The 21,484-nt window shown below is 71.2% G+C and carries 20 protein-coding genes; 10 read left to right on the top strand and 10 right to left on the bottom strand.

Features of this window, described 5'->3' with window-relative positions; genetic code table 11:
- The first annotated feature begins 80 nt into the window (after positions 1 to 80).
- Both K2X24_RS17925 and K2X24_RS17920 read left to right on the top strand, forming a co-directional pair.
- Entirely contained in the window at positions 81 to 1,028 is a 948-nt protein-coding gene (locus tag K2X24_RS17925; protein WP_292499704.1) for an ABC transporter permease, read from the top strand.
- 1 nt (position 1,029) lies between these two features.
- Positions 1,030 to 1,920, top strand: coding sequence for an ABC transporter permease (locus tag K2X24_RS17920; RefSeq protein WP_292499703.1), 891 nt, complete (start codon positions 1,030 to 1,032; stop codon positions 1,918 to 1,920).
- Positions 1,921 to 2,054: 134 nt separating this feature from the next.
- On the opposite strand, the gene K2X24_RS17915 is transcribed toward K2X24_RS17920, so the two are convergent.
- From K2X24_RS17915 to K2X24_RS17885, 7 genes are all read right to left on the bottom strand, one after another.
- Positions 2,055 to 3,080 carry an ABC transporter ATP-binding protein gene (locus K2X24_RS17915; protein ID WP_292499702.1) on the bottom strand — a complete coding sequence of 342 codons (1,026 nt, stop codon included), beginning with the start codon at positions 3,078 to 3,080 and terminating at the stop codon, positions 2,055 to 2,057.
- Positions 3,077 to 4,138 (bottom strand): ABC transporter ATP-binding protein, encoded by a 1,062-nt coding sequence (locus K2X24_RS17910; RefSeq protein ID WP_292499700.1) that lies wholly within the window; start codon positions 4,136 to 4,138, stop codon positions 3,077 to 3,079. Before K2X24_RS17910 ends, K2X24_RS17915 begins: the two co-directional genes overlap by 4 nt.
- Positions 4,135 to 5,064, bottom strand: coding sequence for an ABC transporter permease (locus K2X24_RS17905; protein ID WP_292499698.1), 930 nt, complete (start codon positions 5,062 to 5,064; stop codon positions 4,135 to 4,137). The genes K2X24_RS17910 and K2X24_RS17905 overlap by 4 nt, the downstream gene beginning before the upstream one ends.
- Positions 5,064 to 6,017, bottom strand: a complete 954-nt coding sequence (locus K2X24_RS17900; protein WP_238279281.1) for an ABC transporter permease — start codon at positions 6,015 to 6,017, stop codon at positions 5,064 to 5,066. The genes K2X24_RS17905 and K2X24_RS17900 overlap by 1 nt, the downstream gene beginning before the upstream one ends.
- Before the next feature lie 259 nt (positions 6,018 to 6,276).
- Positions 6,277 to 7,827, bottom strand: a complete 1,551-nt coding sequence (locus K2X24_RS17895; protein WP_292499709.1) for an ABC transporter substrate-binding protein — start codon at positions 7,825 to 7,827, stop codon at positions 6,277 to 6,279.
- 325 nt (positions 7,828 to 8,152) lie between these two features.
- Positions 8,153 to 10,516, bottom strand: a complete 2,364-nt coding sequence (locus tag K2X24_RS17890) for a TonB-dependent receptor (RefSeq protein ID WP_292499696.1) — start codon at positions 10,514 to 10,516, stop codon at positions 8,153 to 8,155.
- 403 nt (positions 10,517 to 10,919) lie between these two features.
- Positions 10,920 to 12,350, bottom strand: a complete 1,431-nt coding sequence (locus K2X24_RS17885; protein WP_292499694.1) for a PLP-dependent aminotransferase family protein — start codon at positions 12,348 to 12,350, stop codon at positions 10,920 to 10,922.
- A 357-nt stretch (positions 12,351 to 12,707) separates the two neighbouring features.
- Between K2X24_RS17885 and K2X24_RS17880 the strand changes: the two genes are divergently transcribed.
- From K2X24_RS17880 to K2X24_RS17845, 8 genes are all read left to right on the top strand, one after another.
- The gene (locus K2X24_RS17880; RefSeq protein ID WP_292499693.1) at positions 12,708 to 13,190 is read left to right on the top strand and encodes an MSMEG_0572/Sll0783 family nitrogen starvation response protein; all 483 of its coding nucleotides are present in this window, start codon (positions 12,708 to 12,710) and stop codon (positions 13,188 to 13,190) included.
- Positions 13,191 to 13,292: 102 nt separating this feature from the next.
- A complete protein-coding gene (locus K2X24_RS17875) occupies positions 13,293 to 14,372 on the top strand; it encodes a Nit6803 family nitrilase (protein ID WP_292499692.1) in 1,080 nt (359 codons plus the stop codon).
- Entirely contained in the window at positions 14,326 to 15,423 is a 1,098-nt protein-coding gene (locus tag K2X24_RS17870) for an MSMEG_0568 family radical SAM protein (RefSeq protein WP_292499708.1), read from the top strand. Before K2X24_RS17875 ends, K2X24_RS17870 begins: the two co-directional genes overlap by 47 nt.
- On the top strand, positions 15,420 to 15,983 hold the full coding sequence (locus K2X24_RS17865) for an MSMEG_0567/Sll0786 family nitrogen starvation N-acetyltransferase (protein WP_292499691.1): 564 nt from the start codon (positions 15,420 to 15,422) through the stop codon (positions 15,981 to 15,983). Before K2X24_RS17870 ends, K2X24_RS17865 begins: the two co-directional genes overlap by 4 nt.
- Complete coding sequence (locus K2X24_RS17860) at positions 15,980 to 16,969, top strand: sll0787 family AIR synthase-like protein (protein ID WP_292499689.1); 990 nt, start codon at positions 15,980 to 15,982, stop codon at positions 16,967 to 16,969. Before K2X24_RS17865 ends, K2X24_RS17860 begins: the two co-directional genes overlap by 4 nt.
- A complete protein-coding gene (locus K2X24_RS17855) occupies positions 16,966 to 18,153 on the top strand; it encodes an MSMEG_0565 family glycosyltransferase (RefSeq protein WP_292499687.1) in 1,188 nt (395 codons plus the stop codon). The genes K2X24_RS17860 and K2X24_RS17855 overlap by 4 nt, the downstream gene beginning before the upstream one ends.
- Complete coding sequence (locus tag K2X24_RS17850; protein ID WP_292499685.1) at positions 18,146 to 18,427, top strand: MSMEG_0570 family nitrogen starvation response protein; 282 nt, start codon at positions 18,146 to 18,148, stop codon at positions 18,425 to 18,427. The genes K2X24_RS17855 and K2X24_RS17850 overlap by 8 nt, the downstream gene beginning before the upstream one ends.
- Positions 18,428 to 18,458: 31 nt before the next feature.
- Positions 18,459 to 19,778 carry an MSMEG_0569 family flavin-dependent oxidoreductase gene (locus K2X24_RS17845; protein WP_292499683.1) on the top strand — a complete coding sequence of 440 codons (1,320 nt, stop codon included), beginning with the start codon at positions 18,459 to 18,461 and terminating at the stop codon, positions 19,776 to 19,778.
- A gap of 31 nt (positions 19,779 to 19,809) precedes the next feature.
- On the opposite strand, the gene K2X24_RS17840 is transcribed toward K2X24_RS17845, so the two are convergent.
- From K2X24_RS17840 to K2X24_RS17830, 3 genes are all read right to left on the bottom strand, one after another.
- Positions 19,810 to 20,079, bottom strand: a complete 270-nt coding sequence (locus K2X24_RS17840; RefSeq protein WP_292499682.1) for a hypothetical protein — start codon at positions 20,077 to 20,079, stop codon at positions 19,810 to 19,812.
- A gap of 282 nt (positions 20,080 to 20,361) precedes the next feature.
- Complete coding sequence (locus K2X24_RS17835) at positions 20,362 to 21,126, bottom strand: alpha/beta fold hydrolase (RefSeq protein ID WP_292499706.1); 765 nt, start codon at positions 21,124 to 21,126, stop codon at positions 20,362 to 20,364.
- 151 nt (positions 21,127 to 21,277) lie between these two features.
- A partial coding sequence (locus K2X24_RS17830; RefSeq protein WP_292499680.1) for an outer membrane beta-barrel protein occupies positions 21,278 to 21,484 on the bottom strand: 207 nt, incomplete at its 5' end.

Here is a 21,484-nt window from a genome sequence, read left to right as displayed (position 1 = left end):
CCCTCTCCTTACAGGAGAGGGGGCCGGGCGGCGGTTGCCGTACAGGTCAGCGACGTCACGATCGGGATGGGGGGATACGCATGACCGACATCGCCCTTCCGGCTATTGCGAAAACCCCGACCGTCCAGGCTCCCACCGCGAGCCTCACGGCCAAGACCCGGCGGCGCCGCGCGCTGGCCTACCTCCAGGCCGCGCCGCTAGCGCTGGTGTTCCTGGTGTTCTTCGTGGTGCCCCTGGGCCTGACCCTGATCGTCAGCTTCTGGGAGTACAACGAGTACGAGATCATCCCGTCCTTCACGGTGCAGAACTACATCGACGTGTTCGAGGGCTGCCTCAGCACGGCGGATGCCTGCACGACCGTGCGGACCTACCTCTCGACCCTGAAGTTCTGCGCGCTGACCTGGGCCTTCACCCTCGTGATCGGCTTCACGGTGGCCTACTTCGTCGCCTTCCATGTCCGCTCGCGCACGATGCAGATGGCGCTGTTCCTCGTCTGCACGATCCCGTTCTGGACCTCGAACGTGATCCGGATGATCTCCTGGATCCCGCTGCTCGGCCGCAACGGCCTCGTCAACGACACCCTGATGGGGATAGGCCTCATCAAGTCGCCGATCGAAGGCCTGCTTTATTCCGACTTCTCGGTGGTGCTCGCCTTCGTGCATCTCAACACGGTCTTCATGATCGTGCCGATCTTCAACAGCATGGCGCGCATCGACCGCGCGCTGATCGAGGCGGCCTATGATTCCGGCGCCACCGGCTGGCAGACCGTCTGGAACGTGGTGGTGCCGCTGGCGAAACCGGGCATCGCCATCGGGTCGATCTTCGTGATCACCCTGGTGATGGGCGACTTCGTCACGGTCGGTGTCATGGGTGGCCAGCAGATCGCCTCGGTCGGCAAGGTCATCCAGGTCCAGATGTCGGCCCTGCAACTGCCGGCGGCCGCCGCCAACGCCGTGGTGCTCCTCGGCGCCGTGATGCTGATGATCGTGGCGATGACCCGGCTCATCGACCTGCGCAAGGAACTCTGAGATGAGCGACCGGCCCCGCTCCCCGGCGTTCTACGCGCTCGCGGCGTTCTTCTGCCTGTTCGTGGCCTTCCTGTACGGGCCGACGCTGACGATCCTGGTGCTGAGCTTCCAGGGGCCGCAGGGCGGGCTGACGTTTCCGATGAACGGGGTCTCGACGCACTGGTTCGGCAAGCTCTGGGCGGGCCTGGGTATCGTCGACATCTGGGGCGCCCTGTGGCGCTCGCTGCGCCTCGGCCTCGTGGTGATGCTGCTTACCGTCGTCATCGCGTTCTTCGCAGGCCTCGCCTTCCGCAAGCGTTTCCGCGGCGAGGGCGCGCTGTTCACCATCGCGGTCGCGAGCCTGATCGTGCCCTCCATCGTGGTCTCGCTCGGCATCGGGCTGGAATTCCGGCTCCTGGACGACGCCGTGAACTGGGCCGCCGCCGAGACCGGCTGGGGCTGGCTTCAGGAGCACGGCACCCTGATGGGCCTCTACACCTCGGCGCTCGGCGCCCACCTGACCTGGACGCTGCCCTTCGGCCTCCTCATCATGTTCGCGGTCTTCAACCGGTTCGACCCGGCCTACGAGGAGGCCGCCCGCGACCTCGGCGCCACCGGGGCCCAGACCCTGCGCCACGTGGTGGTGCCGATCCTCGGGCCCTCGCTGGTCGGCGTCGCCCTGTTCGGCTTCACCCTGTCGTTCGACGAACTCGCCCGCACAAGCCAGGCCATCGGCGGCCGCAACACCCTGCCGCTGGAGTTGCAGGGCCTGACCACCACCGTCACGACGCCGGAGATCTACGCGCTCGGCACCCTCACCACCGGCCTGTCGCTCGCGGTGATCGGGTTGGCGCTGGGGACGAGCCTGTACCTCCAGCGTCGCAAGGCGAAGGCCGGGTTGCGGCTGGGCTGAGCCCCACTTCCGTCTCCCCTGCGGGAGAAGGTGGCCCGCGTCGGCGGGTCGGACGAGGGGCGCGCGTGATCCGGACTCGTCGCCCCCTCTCCCGGTCGCTCCGCGACCGCCCTCCCCCATAGGGGGGGGCGGCCTCACACCACCGCCTCTGCCACCGCCGCCTTGTCCGCCTGGAACGCCGCGTATGCCGCCTCCGTGCGCCAGCAGGCGGCACGGTGGCCGGGCTGCACATCGACGTAAGGGGGCGCCTCGACCCGGCAGCGCTCCTCGGCCAGGAAGCAGCGCGGGGCGAAGGGGCAGCCCGGCGGGCGGTTGGCGAGGTCCGGCGGGCTGCCGGGAATCGTCTTCAGGCGCGTGCCCTTGGCGAGCGCCCCGTCGGCCCGGCTGCGCAGGAGGCCGATCGTGTAGGGATGGTGGGGGTCGAGCACCACGTCGCGGGCGGAGCCCTCCTCGACGATGCGGCCGGCATACATGACCGCGATCCGGTCGGCGACCTCGACCGCCGCGCCGAGGTCGTGGGTGACCAAGATGGTCGAGAGACCGAGTTCGGCCTGCAACTCGCGCAGCAGCAGCAGGATCTGGATCTGCACGGTGGCGTCCAGCGCCGTGGTCGGCTCGTCGGCGAGCAGCACCTGCGGCCGGCATGCGAGCGCCAGCGCGATCATCGCCCGCTGGCGCATGCCCCCCGACATCTCGTGCGGATAGGCGTCGAGGCGCCGCTCCGGGCTCGGGATGCGCACCCGCTCGAACAGCGCCAGGGCGCGCTGGCGGGCCGCCCCGGCGCCGATCCGCTCGTGCTGGCGGATCGCCTCGGTGATCTGTTGGCCCACGGTGTAGACGGGATCGAGGGCGAGCAGCGGCTCCTGGAAGATCATCGCCACGGCCCGGCCGCGCAGGGCCCGCAGGGCTTTCGCCGACATCGCCATGACGTCCTGGCCGGCGACGCGGATCTCGCCGCCGATCCGGGTCTTGCGCTCCGGGTTCAGGCGCATGATCGCCCGCAAGGTCACGCTCTTGCCGGAGCCGGATTCGCCGATCAGCGCCACCGCCTGGCCGCGCTCGAGGGTCAGGTCGACCCCATCCACGGCCTCGACCACGCCGCCGAAGACGACCGTGAGATTCCGGATCGCGACGGCCGGTTCGGGTGCGGGCGCGCTCATGCGGCCACCGTCAGGCTGGGGGACAGGGTGTGGCCGGAGCCCGGCTGGCGGGCGAGGCAGGCGACGCGGTGGCTGGCGTCGAGGGTGTCCAGCGGCGGGACCGTGCCCCGGCAGACGGGCTCCGCCAGGGCGCAGCGCGGGTGGAAGCGGCAGCCGGCGGGCGGGTTGATCGGGTTCGGCGGATCGCCGGCGAGCGGCGCCACCTCGGTCCGCGCATCCGGGTCCATCGAGGGCATCGAGGACAGGAGGGCCGCGGTATAGGGGTGCGCCGGCGCGGCCAGGACCGTGTCGGCGGGGCCGATCTCCACCACCTGTCCGAGATACATCACCGCCACCCGGTCGCAGATGAAGCGCACCACGTTGAGGTCGTGGCTGATGAACAGGTAGGTGAGGTTGAACTCCTGCTTGAGGTCCATCAGCAGGTTCAGCACCTGCGCCTCCACCGACTTGTCCAACGCCGAGACCGCCTCGTCGAGCACCACGAGACGGGGTTCGAGCGCCAGCGCCCGGGCGATGTTGACGCGCTGGCGCTGGCCGCCCGACAGCTCGTGCGGATAGCGCGCGGCGAAGCGCGCCGGCTCCAGCCCCACCCGGGCGAGCAGGGAGCGGGCGCGCTCGATGGCCTGGCGCTTCGGGACCCCGTGCACCTGCGGCCCGAAGGCGATGGAGCCCTCGATGGTCATGCGCGGATTGAGGGAGGAGTAGCTGTCCTGGAACACCATCTGGGCCTGGGCCCGGAAATCGCGCAGGGGCAGCGCCCGGCTGCCGATGCGTTCGCCGTCGAACAGCAGGTCGCCGGAATCGTGGCCGATCAGCCCCATGATGAGCCGGGCGGTGGTGGACTTGCCGCAGCCCGACTCTCCGACGACCCCGAGGGTCTCGCCCTTCAGGATCTCGAAGTCGACGCCGTCCACGGCGCGCACCACCGCTTTCGCGCCGCCGAACCCCTTCTTGATGGGGAAGTGCTTCACGAGGCGGTCGACGGTGAGGAGGGGCTGGGCCGGGCCGCCCCGGTCGCGGGCGATCGGAACGGTGGGCGCGCCGATGGGCATGCTCATGCCTTCACCTCCATGGCGGACCGCAGGCCGTCGGAGAACAGGTTGAACGAGATCGAGACGATGAAGATGGCGAGCCCCGGCAAGGCGGCGACCATCGGGTTCACGTAGATCGCCGTGCGCAGGGTGTTGAGCATCAGGCCCCATTCGGGCTCGGGCGGCTTCACGCCGAGGCCGAGGAAGGACAGGCCCGAGGCCAGGATCATCGACACGCTGATGAGGCTGGTGGCGTAGACGAAGATCGGCCCGAGCACGTTGCCGAGCACCTGCACCCGCAGGATCGTCAGGGTCGAGGCCCCCGAGAGGCGGGCCGCATCGACGTAGTCCCGGGCGCGGATCTGGGTGGTCACGCTCTCGGCCACCCGGGCGATCTGGGGCACGAACACGCAGGTCAGCGACACGATCGAGTTGACGATGCCCGCCCCCAGGGCGCCGGAGAGCGCGATGGCCAGCAGGACCGAGGGGAAGGCGAAGAACACGTCCACCGTGCGCATCAGCACGGTGTTGACCCAGCCGCCGACGTAGCCCGCCAGGATGCCGATGCCGGACCCGATGACGAAGGCGAGGATGACCGGCGTGACGCCGATGAACAGGGACAGGCGCCCGCCCATCATCAGGCGGCTCAGCATGTCGCGGCCGAGCTCGTCGGAGCCTAGGATGTAGGTCGCGTCGCCGATGGGCTTGAGGCGCCGCAGCAACGAGCCGCGATAGGGGTCCATCGGGGTGATCCAGGGCGACAGCACCGCGATGGCGATGATCGCGAGGATGACGCAGGCGGCCGCCATCGCCACGGGATCGCGCAGAAGCTTGTGGCCGACCTGCCCCCAGAACCCCCGGGAGGGCACGAAGGCGTCGGGCGCCGTCGGTGCCGGGGCGGCCCCGCCGGCGATGTCGAGGACGGGTGCCGCGGCCTGTGTCGCGTGTGCCATCAGCCCCTCTCGATGCGCGGGTCGAGCGCCGTCTGCACGACGTCGACGATGAGGTTGAGGGCGACGAAGAACATCGCCAGGACGAGGATCGAGCCCTGGAGCAGGGGCAGGTCGCGCTGGAAGATCGCGGCGTTGAGGAGGAAGCCGGTGCCGGGCCAGGCGAACACCGTCTCGATCAGGATCGAGCCGCCGAGCAGGTAGCCGAGCTGCAGGCCCATGATGGCCAGCGCCGTCGGGGCGGCGTTCTTGACAACGTGCCGGAACACGCCGAACTCGCTCATGCCCTTGGCGCGCAGCGCGCCGACGAAGTCCTGGGCCAGGATGTCGCCCACCAGCGCCCGGATGGTGCGGGCGATGACGCCCATGGGGATCACCGACATCGTGAGCGCGGGCAGGATGATGTAGCGCAGGTGGTCGAGATCGGGCCGCCAGTTGCCGGAGCCGTCCGGCCCGGCGCCGGTGGGTGGCAGCCAGCCGAGCTGGGCCGAGAACACGATGACCAGCACCATGCCGAGCCAGTAATGCGGCACGCTGACCCCGAAGACCGAGACGGCGGAAGCGAGCCGGTCGAGGATCGAGTTACGGAAGTAGCCGGCCACGAACCCGAACAGGCAGCCGAAGGTGAAGCCGATCAGCGTCGCCACGGAGGCCAGGATCAGGCTGTTGACCACCGCCCGGCCGACCTCCTGCACCACGGGGCGGCCCGTGGCGATGGAGATGCCGAGGTCGCCCTGGAGCACGTGCCAGAGCCAGATCACGTACTGCACCGGCAGCGGCTTGTCGTAGCCGTAGGCCGCCCGCATGGCGTCGATGGTCTCCTGCGTGGCGTCCACCGGGAGCACGGCGCTCAAGGGGTCGCCGGGGGCGAGGTGCACCAGCAGGAAGCAGACGACGCTGACGCCGAGGGCCACCGGCGTGACGGTCAGCAGGCGCTGGAGGATGAACTTCAGCATGATGCGAAGCCTCGGACCGCATCGTCACCCGGCGACCATGCGGCCAAGGTCTTCGATCGTGAGCACGAAGCACCACGGGGCTCCCTCTCCTGGGAGGAGAGGGATGGGGTGAGGTGTAGTCCATGTCCGGAGAGGTCACGCACCTCACCCTGTCCCTCTCCTTCCAGGAGAGGGGACCCACGCAGCCCGCGCGAAGTCTGAACACGACCACCGCGAGGGGGAGGGTTCGTGCGCGCGCATATCCGCATCACCCGCTCCGTCACTTGCCCATCGAGATCGGCGAGAAGTCCTGGAACCAGTTCTGCGCCTGCACGAAGCCCTTCACCTTGGGGCTCATGGCGCGCGGGTTGGTGTCGTGGGCCACCATCAGGAACAGGGCGTCGTTCACGTATTTCTCGTGGACCTTCTCCAGGACCTTGGTCTGCTCGGCCGGGTCGAAGGTGGTGCGGACCTGATCGAAGAGCTTGTCCATCTCGGGGTCGCAGTAATGGCCCCAGTTGGTGCCGTTGGGCGCGGCGAGGTTGCACTGGAGGTGCCGGATGAAGCCCGTGAAGGGGTCCTGGATGAAGTAGGAGAAGTTCATCCCCGTCGCCTTGCGCGACATGTCGGACTTGGCGCCCGCGCGCCACAGGTTGATGAGCGTGTTCCACTCGACCACCTCGAACTCGACCTTGATGCCGACATCCGCGAGGTTCTGCTGAATGAACTCGTTCATCGGCAGGGGCTGCATCTGGCCCGAGCCCGAGGGCGCGATCAGGATCTTGGTGACGATGGGCTTGTTGGGTCCGTAGCCGGCCTCCGCCAGCAGCTTCTTGGCGGCCTCGGGGTCGTAGGTCGGCTTGAAGGTCGGGTTGCCGAACCAGGCCGAGCCCGGCGGCATGAAGCCCTGCGCGGGGATCATCAGCCCGTTGAGCAACTCCTTCATGCCCTCGCGGTCCACCGCGAGGTTGGCCGCCTTGCGCACGCGGATGTCGTTCCAGGGCGAGCCCTCGGCGCGGGAGAGGTGCCAGGTCCAGTTGTGCGGGTAGGCGTTGGTGACGATGCCGAAGCCGGCCGCCTTGAGGGAGGCCACCGCATCCGGCGGGGGCGCCTCGATCCAGTCGACCTGGCCGGAGCGGAGCGCGGCCACGCGGGCATTGGCCTCGGGCAGCGGCACGAGCACGAGCTTGTCGAGCTTCGGCACCCGGGCCTTGTCCCAGTACGCGTTGTTGGGCGCCATCTCGGCGCGCTCGCGCGGGGCGAACAGGGTCAGCTTCCACGGGCCGGTACCGGCGGGCGTCTTGGCGAAGGCGTCCCAGCTCTTGCCGACCTTCTCCCACTGGCCGGGCGACGAGATCATGATCCAGGCGATCTGGTAGGGCAGCGTCGCGTCGGGGTTCTTGGTGATCACCTCGAGGGTCGTCGGATCGACGGCCCGGTAGCTCGCCACCGCGGGGATGCGCGAGCGCCCCTGGGCCGACTGGCGCGGGTCGAATTGCGGGGCGTCGGTCTTCAGGAGCTTGTCGAGGTTCCACACCACCGACTCGGCCGTGAAGGGCGAGCCGTCGTGGAAGGTCACGCCCTCGCGCAGCTTGAAGGTCCACCGGGTGTTGTCGGCGGGATCGACGGTCCAGCTCGTGGCGAGGCCCGGCACCAGCACGGAGGGCTTCGTGGCCGAGGACAGGTCCCAGTTGATGAGCCCGTCATAGACCGTGTAGCCCGTGAACCGCATGCCCTCGCCGCCATTGTCGGCCTGCCCCGTGGTGAGCGGGATGTCCGAGGCCGTCATGCCGATCTTGAGCACGCCCTGGGCGAAGGCGGCGGGCATCATCGCGCCCGACACCAGGGCGGCGGCGAGGAGGCGGCGGGTCGACCAACGCGAAACTGCAGTGAACATTCGGGACCGGGTTCCTCGTGAAGGGCGTTCGCCCTGACGAATCCGTGAATGCAATCCCCCGGCCAGATCGATCGTCCGTGCACACCGCCCCCCTGGACCGGCGTGGCGAAGCCCCCGCGCGGATCGCCTGTGGGCCCAAACGGGTTCTCGTTGCACATCTTATAGGCAGCCGGAGCCCGACCGCTGATACGCTCCCTCCCCCGCCGTCGACAGTGATGACGTTCTGGGCAATCGAGGCCCGCCTACGACCTCGGGCCGATCAGAACGAGAGCTTCAGGCCGCCCACGACGTTGCGTGGTGCCCCCGGCAGGATGGAGCCGGTGGTGGCGGAGAGGATCGCGGCGTCGTTCGGCAGGCCGGTCGCGCGGTTCAGGGCACTGGAGAGGGTCTGGGCCGAGGCCACGTAGGTTCTGTCGAGGAGGTTGCGCACCTCGACATACAGGCTGAGCCGCTTGGCGTAGCCGCCGGTGAGCGCCGTGACGTAGTGCAGGTTGGCGTTCAGGATCGCGTAGCCCGGAACCCGGACCTGGTTGCCGTTGTCGATGTAGATGCCGTCCTGGGCCACGGCTTCCACGAAGCCGCCGAGCCCGTCGAGGGCGCCGCCGACCTGATCGTAGCCGATCCGCGCCAGCAGCTGATGCGCCGGCACGCCCGGAATCGTCTTGCCGGCGCGGTCGACGCTGGCGGTGAGGGGGCCGGCGCTGAGCTGCTCCGCGAAGCGGGTGTAGATTTGGTCGTCGAACGTATAGGCGAGCACGCCGCGCCAGCCCGGCGCGAAGGCCCAGTCGGCCCCGACCTCGACGCCCCGGTGCTCGGAGGCCGGCACGTTGATGAAGGAACTCAGGCGCCCGCCCCCCGCGGATTGCGACACGAGTTCGTTGCGGAAGAACTCCCGGAAGGTCGTGACGCTGACGCGCAGGGTCTCGTCCGGGCTCCAGTCGGCCCCGAGGTCGAAGCCGAGGTTCTCCTGGGTCTGGAGCGCGGTGTTGTTGCCCGGCAGGCCGGAGGCGGTGACGAACAGCGTATTGCCGCTCGGCGTCGCGTAGCCGGTTGCGGCCCGGGCGCGGAACGCCCATTCGGCGCTCGGGCGGTACACCAGGGCGGCCTCCGGCGCGATGTTGTGAAAGTCGCGCCGGGCATCGGTCAGCGTGGTCGTCCGCCCGGCCTGCGCATAGGTGTAGGCGAGGTTGCGGCCCGTGATGGTGGTGGCGGTGGCGCTGAGGCCGAGCACCCCGGTCCATCGCTCCGAGAAGGCGATTTCGGTGCGAGCCCGGCCGCCGAAATTGGATTGTTCGCTGTGCTGCTCGCCGATGAGCGCGCCCAGCGCAGGCCCGGTGCCCAGCGCCCGGTTGAAGGTGGCGACGCGGGAATCGAGGGTCTCGCCGACGAGCGCCAGGTAGCCGACCGCCGGCAAGCCGAAGACGTCGCCGCGCCGGGTCAGGTCCGTGAGGGCTGAGAGGGAGGGGGCGGAGCCCAGGAAGGCCGCGGTGTAGAAGCGCTGGTCGAAATTGCGGTCGTCGAAGCCGACCTGCGCGCGCCAGGTCGTCTGCGCGTCGATGTCGTGCTCCAGGCGCGCCGCCACGACGGTGCGGGGGTCGTCGCGCCCGAAGGCGGCCTGCGCCGCCGTAACCGGCACGGTCGCCCCGAAGGCGCCGTTGCGGAAGACGTTCGTCAGGGTGCAGCCGGGGGCGGCCGTGGCGGCGGTGCCGCAGCCACGCTGGTAGGGGTTGATCCGGAACTGGTCGAGGGAGGCGCGCGCCGGCACATCGGTCCGGAGCGCGTTGTCGATCACTTTCAGGGTCAGGCGCGTGTCCGGGCTCGGCGTGTAGCTCGCCAGCAGGTTGATGAGTTGCGAGTCGTAGGCGCTGTTCCGTTGGAAGCCATCGGCGCGCACATCGCTCGCGAACAGGCTGACCTCGAACGGGCCGCTGACGCCGCCGACCGTGAAGTAGTTGCTGAGGTAGCCGAAGCTGCCCGCGTCGGTGCCGATCTCGTAGCCGTCGATCTCGCGCCCCGTGCGTGTGCGGAAGGCCAGCGCCCCGCCGGTGGCGTAGTTGCCGAACAGGGGCGATTGCGGCCCGCGGAACACGTCGACGCGGCCGTAGGCGCGCGGGTCCACGAGGTCGAAGCGCGAGACGCCGTCGGCCTGGGTCAGGACGAACCCGTCCTCCAGCACGACCATATTGCGCAGGACGGCCGTGGCCCGCGCGTTGTTGCCCCGGATCGAGACCACGACGTCCCGTCCGCCGTTACCCTGGCGCACGGTCACCCCGGGACTGTCGAGCAGGACCGCGCCGATGGTGGTGGCCGGCCGCTCCGCGATGGTGCCGGCGCGCCCGACCGTGTCGACCACCTGGCCGACCGGGTTCTCGATCACGCTCGGGGCCGAGCCCGGCGGCGCCGCGATCCCGAACGGCACCCCGGCCTGCGTGCCGCGCACGGAGATTTCGTCCAACGCGATGCCGCCGCCCGCCTCCTGGGCCGTCACGACGCCCGGACGCAGGGTGAGTCCGGTGTTCAGGACGGCGAGCGTCAGCGCCAGGCGCGCGCCGACCCTTGCTGCCACGCCCGGGCGCTGGCGGGCGGGCCGCCGTGCCGATCCAAGGGGTAGGCTGCGCTTCATCGAACAGCTCTCGCGGTGGCGCCGGGCCGGTGGGTCGCGTGCATCCGGCCCAGGCCGCTCAACCACCGGAAAGCGCTACGACATTTGCCCGGGCCCCTCCATCACGGGATCGCCAACGGGGCGCCGCGTGCGTGGAATCCCCGGCGCTGTGGCGCCCGGACGTCAGGCCGGGAGGTGCGCTGGCCGGGCGCGATCGAGCCGCGTCCGCCCAGGCCCTTCGCCCGGCGCCCTGTCTTCCTCACCCCAAAAGCCGTGCGCGAGCGCCGCCGCCAGCGCGCCCTGGCCAACCTCGTCGACCCCGCGGGCGCCGTTATCCTCGCCCGTGGGGTCGACGACGCGCTCGCGAAAGAACTGCTCCGCTCCGCCCGGGCTGCGGCCACCGCCTGAGCGCGGGTGCCTGTGCTCAGATGTAGGTCGAGGCGAGGGCCGGCGAGCCCTCCAGGGCGTGCCCGAGCTGTTCCAGCCCTTGGCCGATCTGGAGTCGCGTCGAGGGGCCGCCGAGGCAGAGGCGCACGGCCTCCGGCGGCGTCCCGGCCACGCAGAACGGGTCGCTCGCCACGACGCCGAGTCCGGCCGCCCGGCCCTGACTGGCGAAGGCCGAGCGGGTCCAGCCCTCCGGCAGGTCGATCCAGACGTGGAACCCGTTCGGATCGGCGGTGACGCGGGCCACCGGCAGGGTCTCGCTCACAAGGCGCTGGCGCGCCACCGACTCCGTCCGCACGAACTGCCCGATGGCCTCGGCCGTCCCGTCCATGATCCAGCGGGTCGCCAGGGCGGTGGAGATCGGAGAGGCCATCACGGTGGCGGCGCGCAGGGCATTCCCCAGCGGCAGGGCGGCGCGGGCGCTGGGGGCCACCAGGAAGGCGAGGCGCAGGCCCGCCCCCAGGCATTTGGCGAGGCCCGCCACGTAGTAGGTGATCTCCGGGGCCAGGGTCGCGAAGCTCGGGGGCGGGGCCGGGCACAGATGCGCGTAGGCATCGTCCTCGATGATCGCCACGGCGTAGCGGCGGGCCACCGCGATGACCGCCTCGCGGCGCGCGCGCGGCATCGTGGCCGTTGTGGGGTTCTGCAGCAGCGGGTTGAGGTAGATCGCCTTCGGGGCGACCCGGGTGCAGGCGGCCGCGAAGGCATCGGGATCGACCCCGTGCCGGTCCATCGGCAGGTCGACGAGGCGCAGCGAGAGGTGCGCGGCCAGCGCGCGGATCCCCGGATAGGTGATGCGCTCGGCGCAGATGGCGTCGCCGGGCCGGGCCACCTGTCCCAGGATGCTGGACAGGGCGCTGTGGGCGCCGGGGCAGATCAGCAGGCACGGGCGCGGCGCCGCCACGCCGCGCGCCGCCAGCCACCGGGTGGCGGCGTCCTTGTCCGCCTCCGTTCCGCCGAAGCCCTGGTAGCGCAGCAGGTTGGGCAGGTCGCCCGAGAGGTCCGCGAAGGAGGCCTGCATGCGTGCCAGCAGGGCGGGGTCGTCGGGCTCGGGCGGCAGGTTCATGGTGAAGTCGACGGGGGCCGCCCGGGTCGGCGCGGCCGTGCGCGGCGCGCGGACGGGCTCGACCACGAAGGTGCCCTGCCCCACGCGCCCTTCGACGAGGCCGCGCCGATGGGCCTCCACGTAGCCCCGCGAGACGGTGGTGAAGTTCAGGCCGATGCGGGCCGCCAGCGCCCGCTGGGTCGGCAGTCGTGTCCCGGCCCGCAGGCGGCCGGTGCGGATGTCCTCGGCCAGGGATTCCACAATGGCCTGGTAATGCGGCTTGCCCCAGCGCGCGAGATCCGGTGCCCACGCCCCGGAGACGCGGTCCACGGCGTCCGGCCCGTATTCCTGCCGCCCTGAGCCCATGCGCCCCGCTCCTCGCCCGCCGATCCGATCAAGTCCGGATTGTATGGCTCGCAATCCGCGTACCGGCCGGACCTCGTAGGCCGATATCGATCGTGCTCCGATCAATGCGATCAATGTTCGTTCAGTTCTGATGCAGCCTCTGCCGCGACGACAGGCAAAATGGCAAGTCGTTCGGCTGTCGACCATATCTCGTTTTCGCGCGCTATCCTGCCGATTGATGGAGTTATTGTATGCTTTTAGGAGGCGATCATTTCGGGGTCGACGGTTCGCATTGTCCTGGCACACGGATTGCCATGCTTTCGCCGTGACCGCCCCGCTCCCGATGCCGGCGGTCCCGTCCAGCGAGGAGCCGAATCCATGCCCGCCGTGAACCGCGAAGCCCACAAGAAGGGCGATTACTTCGTCGATTACGAGGAGAAGGTCTTCGAGGACGTGAAGGCGGAGCCGGGCCAGAAGGCGCTGGTCACCTTCCACACCGTGGCGTTCGAGGGCTCCATCGGCTTCGTCAATCTGCTCCAGGCCACCCGGCTGCAGCGCAAGGGGTTCGACACCACCGTCCTGCTCTACGGGCCGGGCGTCACCCTCGGCGTGCAGCGCGGGTTCCCGACCCTCGGCGACGAGGCCTTCCCCGGTCACCAGAACTTCAACAACCAGATCACCAAGTTCATGGCGGAAGGGGGCAAGGTCTATGCCTGCCGCTTCGCGCTCCAGGCCCTCTACGGCCACGGGGAGCCCTCGCTGATCGAGGGCATCCGCCCGATCGCCCCCACCGACGTCCTCGACTGCGTGCTCCTGCACAAGCGCGACAACGCGGTGATCATCGACACCTGGACCCTCTGAGGAGACCGCGGACCGCCGAGACACCGCGCTGGCGGATGCGGTGGTCCTCGCCCGCGCTTCACCCACGCTCGGGAGGCTCACCCCCTCCCCGGAGGTTCACCGATGCCCGAGAGCCGGATCGTGCGCGCCGCCGCCGTCCAGATCGCGCCGGACCTCGACCGGCCCGACGGCACCCTCGAGCGGGTGCTCAACGCCATCGACGCGGCGGCCGCCAAGGGCGCGCGGTTCATGGTCTTCCCCGAGACCTTCGTGCCGTACTACCCGTACTTCTCCTTCGTGCTGCCGCCCGCCCTCCAGGGGGCGGAGCACCTGCGCCTCTACGAGCGGGCCGTGACGGTGCCCGGCCCGGTGACGCAGGCGGTCTCGGCCGCCGCCCGCCGCCACGGCGCCGTCATCGTGCTCGGGGTCAACGAGCGCGACCACGGTTCGCTCTACAACGCGCAGCTCGTCTTCGACGCCGACGGCACGCTCAAGCTCAAACGGCGCAAGATCACGCCCACCTACCACGAGCGCATGGTTTGGGGTCAGGGCGACGGCGCCGGGCTCACGGTCGTCGAGACCGCAATCGGCCGGGTCGGGGCCCTGGCCTGCTGGGAGCACTACAACCCGCTCGCCCGCTACGCCCTGATGGCCCGGCACGAGGAGATCCACGCCGCCCAGTTCCCCGGTTCCCTGGTCGGCCAGATCTTCGCCGACCAGATGGAGGTGACGATCCGCCACCACGCCCTGGAGGCGGCCTGCTTCGTGGTCAACGCCACGGGCTGGCTCACCGACGAACAGGTGGCGCAGGTCTGCCCGGACGAGCGCCTGCGGGGCGCCTGCCGGGGCGGCAACTGCACCGCCATCGTCTCGCCGGAGGGCCGCCACCTCGCCGAGCCGCTCGGCCCGGGCGAGGGCATCCTCATCGCCGACATGGACCTCGCGCTCGTGACGAAGCGCAAGCGGATGATGGATTCCGTCGGCCACTACGCCCGCCCCGAGCTTCTCAGCCTCCTGCACGACGACCGCCCCGCCGCGCCGATCCGGCGACCGGCCTCCGCCCCGTTCGACTTCCGGAGCCCCGACCATGAGCCGCGCGATCCTGAGTCTGCCGCCCGCGACGCGTCTCCCCGCCCCGGCCCCGGTCACCGCCGGGATGCCGACGGAGCGCCTGATCAACGCCCTGCAATCCTTCGGGGTTAGGCTCTCGGATGCCCGCGCCGGCGTCGCCAGCCGACGCGGCGGCGCCGGTCCGTCCGACCACAAGGCCATGACCATCGCGGGCCGCACCGTGATGGTGCCGGTGCATACCGGGACCGCCTTCGAGTCGCCCTTCCTCGTGCGGCGCCCCGATCCGGACGGCGTCTGCGAGATCGAGCACGAGGGCGTGGTGATCGGGCGGGCGACCTTCCCGGGCAAGCCCCGCTTCTACGCGCTCTCGACCTTCGACGGCGTGCCGTACTCGAAGATCGCCGTGCTGCATGGGCGCGACGTCCTCGCCACCACCGTGCTGCAGACCTGTATCCGCTACCAGAGCCGGACGAAGACGTGCCAGTTCTGCGCCATCGGCCAGTCGCTGGCGGCCGGGCGCACGGTGGCCCGCAAGACGCCCGAGCAACTCGCCGAGGTCGCCCGCGCCGCCGTGCTGCTCGACGGCGTCAAGCACATGGTGATGACGACCGGCACGCCGAACGCCACCGACCGGGGCGCGGCGATCCTGTGCGAGAGCGCCTTCGCGGTGAAGGCGGCCGTGGACCTGCCCATCCAGGCCCAGTGCGAGCCCCCCGACGACGACCGCTGGTTCGCCCGCCTCAAGGCCTCCGGGGTCGACGCGCTCGGCATGCACCTGGAGGCGGTGACCCCCGAGGTTCGCGACCGGATCATGCCCGGCAAGGCGAGCGTGCCCCTGGCGCGCTACTACGACGCCTTCGCGGCCGCCGTGCCGGTCTTCGGCCGCGGCCAGGTCTCGACCTACATCCTCGCCGGCCTCGGCGATGTGCCGGAGGCGATCCTCGCCGTGGCCGAGCGCCTCGTCGGCATGGGCGTCTACCCCTTCGTGGTCCCCTTCGTGCCGATCTCCGGCACCCCGCTGGAGAGCCATCCGGCGCCCACGCCCGAATTCATGCACGCGGTGCTCCGGCCCCTGGCCGAACTGCTGGCCCGGGCGGGCCTCGTCTCCACCGACATCAAGGCGGGGTGCGGCCGCTGCGGCGCCTGCTCGGCCCTGTCGAGCTACGAGCGGGCCTCCGCATGATCTTCGATCCCGTGCCGCCTTACCGGCCGAGCCATTTCCGGGTCCGGTTCGCGACCAGCCCCTGGGAGCTGCGTGCCTGCGCGGCCCTGCGCCGTCAGGTCTTCTGCGTCGAGCAGGGCCTGTTCCGCACGGAGGCGGGCGGCCCCGGCGACGACCGGGATACGATCGACGCGCACGCCACCCCAATCTGCGCGCTCTCGACCCTCGCGGGCGAATCCGACGCGGTGGTCGGCACCGTGCGCATTCACGCCGTCGCCGAGGGGCCGGGCACGTGGTGGGGCTCGCGGCTCGCCGTCGCCCGGCCGTTCCGGGGCACCGCTTCCCTCGGGGCCGGCCTGATCCGCGTCGCCGTCTGCGCCGCCCATGCGCGGGGCTGCACGCGCTTCCTCGCACACGTGCAGGAACCGAACGTCGCCCTGTTCGAGGCCCTGCACTGGCACGCCCTCGCGCGCCTCGACCTGCACGGGCGCCCGCACCGCCTGATGCGGGCGGATCTCTCCGCCTACCCGCCCCTGCACGATCCCGGGCACGGGCTCGTCGCCCTGCCGAGGGCGGCGTGAGCGGGCTCCCCGACCTCGACGCCCTGGCGGAGGGCGTCCGGCGCGCGCGCGGGCTCGCCCACAAGCGCGACATCGACGCCGTGATGCGCCGCCTCGGCCTCGCCGGCCGGGGGGCGGCGATCCCGGTGGGGGACGATTGCGCCGCGATCCCCGACGGCGACGGCCACCTGCTCCTCGCCGTGGAGGGGTTCCTCGAGGGCTTCGTGGCGGCCGACCCCTACTTCGCGGGCTATTGCGGAATCATGGTCAACCTCAGCGACGTCGCCGCCATGGGCGGGCGCCCGATCGCGGTGGTGGACGCCCTGTGGGCGCGGGGGCAGGCGGAGGCCGATCCGGTCCTGGCGGGCCTGGCCGCGGCCGCCGAACTCTATGGCGTGCCGGTGGTGGGCGGCCACAGCAACACCCGTGCAGGGGCGCCGAACCTCGCGGTGGCGGTGCTGGGACGCGCCGGACCGCGCCTGCTCACCAGCTTCGACGCGGCGCCGGGGGACCGGCTCATCGCCGCCATCGACCTACGCGGGCGCTTCCGCGATCCGCATCCCTACTGGGACGCCTCCACCGGCGCGCCGGGGGAGCGCCTGCGCGGCGACCTCGACCTCCTGCCCGGCCTCGCCGAGGACGGCCTTTGCCGGGCCGCCAAGGACATCAGCATGGCGGGCCTCGTCGGCACGGCGCTGATGCTCCTCGAAGGCTCGCGCGCCGGCGGCTGGATCGACCCCGCCGCGATCCCGCGCCCCGAAGGGGTCGCCCTGGGGCGCTGGCTCGGCGCCTTCCCGAGCTTCGGCTTCCTCCTGGCGGCGGCACCCGCGCGGGTTCCCGCCATCCTCGCGCGCTTTGCCGGACGGGGCATCGCGGCGGCCGCCATCGGGGGCATCGACGCGAGCCGGGTCGCGCGCCTGCGCGACGCCTCCGGCGCGGAGGCGGTCGTGTGGGATTTCTCGGACGGTCCGCTGATCGGCTGCGGCGGGCCGGAGCGCGCCGCATGAGGCGCCTGCGCATCGCCCTCCTCACGCACTCGACCAACCCGCGCGGCGGCGTCGCCCATTGCCTCGCCCTCGGGGAAGCCCTCTGCGCCCTCGGCCACGAGGCGATGGTGCACGCCCCCGATCCGACCGGACGCGGCTTCTACCGGGCGGCCGCCTGCCCCGTGGTCTCGGTGGCCGCCGGGCCGGTGGCCGGCCGCACGGTCGACCTCGTCCGGACCCGGATCAACGACTACCTGCGCCATTTCGGATCGCCCGCGGCCTGCGACTTCGATCTGTTCCACGCCCATGACGGGATCGGCGGCAATGCGCTGGCGACCCTGCGGCATCGGCGTCAGATCTCCGGCTACGTGCGCACGGTCCATCACCGCGACAGCTTCGCGGACCCGGTGCTGGACGACTGGGAGGCGCGCTCGATCCAGGATGCGCAGGCCCTGCTCTGCGTCAGCCGCACCTGGGCCGAGCGGTTGGCGCGTGAGTTCGGCGCCTCCGCCCGGGTCGTGGGCAACGGCGTCGATCCCGCGATCTACCGCCCGGACTCCGACGCCACCGATGCGGGTGCGCGGGCGCGCTGGGGCCTCGGGGCCGGTCCGGTGGTGCTGAGCGTCGGCGGGTTCGAGGCGCGCAAGAACACCGCGACCCTGATCGAGGCCTTCGCGGCCTTCCGCGTGCGCCATCCGCAGGCGCAACTCCTCGTGGTCGGGGGCGCCTCGCTCCTCGACCACGCCGCCTACCGGGCCCGCTGCGTCGCCCTCCTGGCGGACAGAGGCCTGACGGTCGGCCCCGGCCGCCCCGTTGTCGAGACCGGCCCGGTCCCGCAGGGCGAGATGCCGGCCCTCTACCGCCTCGCCGACATGCTGGCCCTGCCCTCCTGGACGGAGGGGTTCGGCCTGTGCGTGCTGGAGGCGATGGCCTGCGGCACCCCCGCCATCGTCTCCGCCGGGCCGCCCTTCACCGAGTATCTCGGCGCCGGCGACGCGCTCTTCGTCGATCCGGCCGATCCGGACGGCCTTGCGCGCGCCATGGCGCGGGCCCTCGCGGCCCCTGTTCGCCGCCGCCTGCGCGCGGCCGGGGCCGTGGTGGCGCGGGCCCATTCCTGGGGCGCCTGCGCCGAGCGCCACCTGCCGACCTACGAAGCCTGCCTCCGTCCGGAGGCCTCCCTGACCGCCGAGGTCCACGATGCCTGAGATGCGCTTCCACGTCCGCTGGCCCGATGGCCGGCGCGAGGCCTGCTACTCGCCCTCCCTGGTGATCAAGGACTACCTCGCCCCGGGCGAGACCTACCCCCTCGACGACTTCGTCGCGAAGGCGCGCACGGCGCTGACCATCGCCAGCGAGCGCGTGCGGGAGAAGTACGGCTTCGCCTGCTCCTCGGCCCTGGACCAGTTGCAGCGGATCGAGGCCGCCGCTCTGGCGCAGGCTCCCGACGGAAGTGTCACCGTCGAGGCCTTCGAGCCCTGAGCCGACAATGCCACCAGAGGAAGCCACGTTCATGACCTCCACCACGCCCCACCTGCCCGTCGCGATCGTCGGCGGGGGCCAGGCCGGTCTCTCGGTGAGCTACCATCTCCAGCAGCGCGGCATCGACCACCTCGTCTTCGAGCGCGCGCGCGCGGTCCACGCCTGGTCGAGCCAGCGCTGGGACAGCTTCTGCCTCGTGACCCCGAACTGGCAGTGCGACCTGCCGGGCCACCCCTATGACGGGCCGGACCCGGACGGATTCATGAAGCGGGACGAGATCGTCGCCTACCTGCGGGCCTTCGTCGCCAAGGTGAACCCGCCGATCCGCGAGGAGGTCTCGGTCCTGCGCGTCGAATCGGCGGAAGGGGGCGGCTATCGGGTCCATACCTCCGCGGGCGACTACACCGCCGACGCCGTGGTGGTGGCCTCCGGCGGCTACCAGCGGCCGATCATGCCCCGCATGGCCGAGAAACTGCCCGGTTCGCTCGTACAGGTCCACGCGAACGCGTACCGGAACCCGGCCCAGTTGCCGGAAGGCGGCGTCCTCGTGGTCGGCTCGGGCCAGTCGGGGGCGCAGATCGCCGAGGATCTGCATCTGGCGGGCCGCCGGGTGCATCTGGCGGTGGGCGACGCGCCCCGCTGCGCCCGCTTCTACCGCGGTCGCGACGTCGTCGCCTGGCTCGCCGACATGGGCTACTACGAGATGTCGGTCGACCAGCACCCCTTACGCGACGGGGTCCGCGACAACACCAACCACTACGTCACGGGGCGTGACGGGGGACGCGACATCGACCTGCGCCGCTTCGCCCGCGAGGGGATGGCGCTCTACGGCGCATTGGAAGACTACGCGGACGGGACCTTGCGCTTCCGCGACGGCCTGAAGGCCGCCCTCGACGCGGCCGACCGGACCTACAACGGCATCAACGCGGCCATCGACCGGCACGTCGCCGAGAACGGGATTCCCGCCCCCGAGCAGGCCCCCTACCGGTCGGTCTGGGAGCCGGAGGCGCCGGTGACCCACCTCGAGCTCGCCGGATCGGGCATCGGCGCCATCGTCTGGTGCATCGGCTTCGCGCCGGATTTCGGCTGGCTCGACGCGCCGGTCTTCAACGGGGCGGGCCAACCCAAGCACCGGCGCGGCGTCACGGCTCAGGCGGGTCTCTACTTCATCGGACTGCCCTGGCTGCACACCTGGGGCTCGGGCCGCTTCGGTGCCGTGGGCCGCGACGCGGCCTACGTGGCCGCGGCGATCGAGACCCAACTGAGCGGGCCGTCGCTGGGCGAGGCCGCTGCGCAGCCGCACGGTACTGTCCCGGGCCACGGTGCGGGGCATGCGGCGGCCCATCCGTGAGCCGGCCCGGTTCCGGGGTCTCGGAACCGCGTCAGGTCTGGCGCGGGGCCTGCCAGCGCCGGAGGCTCCAGGCAGCCACTCGCTGGCCGCGCGGATGGTGTTCGAGGGCGCGCGGAGGCCCCTCCAGCAGGTCCAGGGGCGGCGGCTCCGGCCGTTCCGGCGGGATGATCTCCACACGGATCCTGCGCGGCGCCGCCCGCCGCGCCGGCCGGGCTTCCGGAAGGAACCAGAAGCCGCCGAAGCCGAACAGGCAGGTCGAGGCGATGCCGATCGCCGACCAGTTCGGTGCATCCTGGATCATCAGCACTACGAGTCCGGAAACGGCGCAGGCCGCGGCGAGACTCCTGTTCGTGATCCGATCCGAAGACATGCCCTACGGTCGGGGAACACCGTTTCCCATCTCGTGAAGACATCTCGTCAACTTGTCTGCACCCCCGGTTTGTTCACGGGTTCCGAAAATCGTCTTGGCAGCCAAGCCGAAAATGGTTCGCGTCCATCTCAGGGCGCACAGGCGGCGTCGCGCGAGCGGCAGCCCTCGCGCACGAAGCCGAAGGGATCGCCGGCTGAAGGTATCGGGCGCCCCTCAGGGCCGCTTGCCCAGGAAGTCGAGGACGCCGGCCCGGTGCCCCCGGTCGCCCACCGCCGTGCTGTGGTCGCGGTTGGGCAATTCGAGGGAAGTGGCGTTCGGCAGGAGGGCGGCCAGCGCCGGGCCTGAGCCCGAGACCGTGTCGAGGGTGCCGACCGTGACGAGGACCGGCATCTCGATCTGCGCGACCTCGGCCCGCGACAGGGCCTGGCGCGAGCCCCGCATGCAGGCGGCCAGCGCCCGCAGATCGCTCTTCGTCTGCTCCGCGAAGGTGCGGAAGGCGGCAGCCGTCGGGTTCGGCGCGGGGGCGCCGGGCTCCGCCTCCAGGGCCTCGGCGATGCCGTCGGGCAGGCCCCTGCCCTCGACGAGGTGCAGCCCGAGGCCCCCGAGCAGAACCGAGCGCACCCGCTCCGGTGCGTCGAGGGCGAGGAAGGCGGAGATGCGCGCGCCCATCGAGTAGCCCATCACGTCGGCCCGTTCGATGCCGAGATGGTCGAGGAGGCGGCGTGCGTCCTGCGCCATGATGTCGGAGCCGTAGGCGTCCGGATCGTAGAGCTTCTGGCTCTCGCCATGTCCCCGGTTGTCGAGGGCGACGACACGGTAGCCGGCCTGCGTCAGGGTCCGGACCCAGAGCGTGTTGACCCAGTTCACCGCGTGGTTGGAGGCGAAACCGTGGATCAGCAGGACCGGATCGCCCGATCCGCCCTCGGGGGCCGCGTCGATAAACGCGATGGCGACGCCGTCGGAATCGAAGGTCTGCATGGGCTCGGGCCTTATCGGTCTGGGCATGGTGCCTGCCTCATTGGACCGCGCGCCGCGCCGACGGAAGCCCCGCGGTGACGCGAGAGCACAAATGAAAGCGGCGGCAGGTTTCCCTGCCGCCGCTCGAAAGCGTCGCCGTTGTCGGACTGGATCAGAAGGTGATGCCGGTCTCGAGCATGTAGCGCTCCTGCGAGGTCTTCACGCCGTTGCGGCCGAAACCGGTGCCGACGTTGAACGCGCGGTCGACGGTGATGTCGTAGAGCTGCACGGTCGAGAACTCGCCGCGAACGAAGAAGCGGTCGAAGGTGAAGGTCGGGGTGACCGTGAACGACAGGGCGGAGCTGCCGGGTCCGTAGAG

Origin of the sequence: Methylobacterium sp., assembly GCF_019750675.1 — a bacterium.
GTDB lineage: Bacteria > Pseudomonadota > Alphaproteobacteria > Rhizobiales > Beijerinckiaceae > Methylobacterium.
The sequence above is the reverse complement of the archived record's forward strand: the minus strand, read 5'-3'. Positions and strand labels throughout refer to the sequence as shown.

Excerpts from the sequence above, each read along its gene's own strand:
- K2X24_RS17925 (WP_292499704.1), top strand. The coding sequence starts at position 81 with ATGACCGACATCGCCCTTCCGGCTATTGCGAAAACCCCGACCGTCCAG.
- K2X24_RS17920 (WP_292499703.1), top strand. The coding sequence starts at position 1,030 with ATGAGCGACCGGCCCCGCTCCCCGGCGTTCTACGCGCTCGCGGCGTTC.
- K2X24_RS17915 (WP_292499702.1), bottom strand. The coding sequence starts at position 3,080 with ATGAGCGCGCCCGCACCCGAACCGGCCGTCGCGATCCGGAATCTCACG.
- K2X24_RS17910 (WP_292499700.1), bottom strand. The coding sequence starts at position 4,138 with ATGAGCATGCCCATCGGCGCGCCCACCGTTCCGATCGCCCGCGACCGG.
- K2X24_RS17905 (WP_292499698.1), bottom strand. The coding sequence starts at position 5,064 with ATGGCACACGCGACACAGGCCGCGGCACCCGTCCTCGACATCGCCGGC.
- K2X24_RS17900 (WP_238279281.1), bottom strand. The coding sequence starts at position 6,017 with ATGCTGAAGTTCATCCTCCAGCGCCTGCTGACCGTCACGCCGGTGGCC.
- K2X24_RS17895 (WP_292499709.1), bottom strand. The coding sequence starts at position 7,827 with ATGATGCCCGCCGCCTTCGCCCAGGGCGTGCTCAAGATCGGCATGACG.
- K2X24_RS17890 (WP_292499696.1), bottom strand. The coding sequence starts at position 10,516 with ATGAAGCGCAGCCTACCCCTTGGATCGGCACGGCGGCCCGCCCGCCAG.
- K2X24_RS17885 (WP_292499694.1), bottom strand. The coding sequence starts at position 12,350 with ATGGGCTCAGGGCGGCAGGAATACGGGCCGGACGCCGTGGACCGCGTC.
- K2X24_RS17880 (WP_292499693.1), top strand. The coding sequence starts at position 12,708 with ATGCCCGCCGTGAACCGCGAAGCCCACAAGAAGGGCGATTACTTCGTC.
- K2X24_RS17875 (WP_292499692.1), top strand. The coding sequence starts at position 13,293 with ATGCCCGAGAGCCGGATCGTGCGCGCCGCCGCCGTCCAGATCGCGCCG.
- K2X24_RS17870 (WP_292499708.1), top strand. The coding sequence starts at position 14,326 with ATGCCGACGGAGCGCCTGATCAACGCCCTGCAATCCTTCGGGGTTAGG.
- K2X24_RS17865 (WP_292499691.1), top strand. The coding sequence starts at position 15,420 with ATGATCTTCGATCCCGTGCCGCCTTACCGGCCGAGCCATTTCCGGGTC.
- K2X24_RS17855 (WP_292499687.1), top strand. The coding sequence starts at position 16,966 with ATGAGGCGCCTGCGCATCGCCCTCCTCACGCACTCGACCAACCCGCGC.
- K2X24_RS17850 (WP_292499685.1), top strand. The coding sequence starts at position 18,146 with ATGCCTGAGATGCGCTTCCACGTCCGCTGGCCCGATGGCCGGCGCGAG.
- K2X24_RS17845 (WP_292499683.1), top strand. The coding sequence starts at position 18,459 with ATGACCTCCACCACGCCCCACCTGCCCGTCGCGATCGTCGGCGGGGGC.
- K2X24_RS17840 (WP_292499682.1), bottom strand. The coding sequence starts at position 20,079 with ATGATCCAGGATGCACCGAACTGGTCGGCGATCGGCATCGCCTCGACC.
- K2X24_RS17835 (WP_292499706.1), bottom strand. The coding sequence starts at position 21,126 with ATGCAGACCTTCGATTCCGACGGCGTCGCCATCGCGTTTATCGACGCG.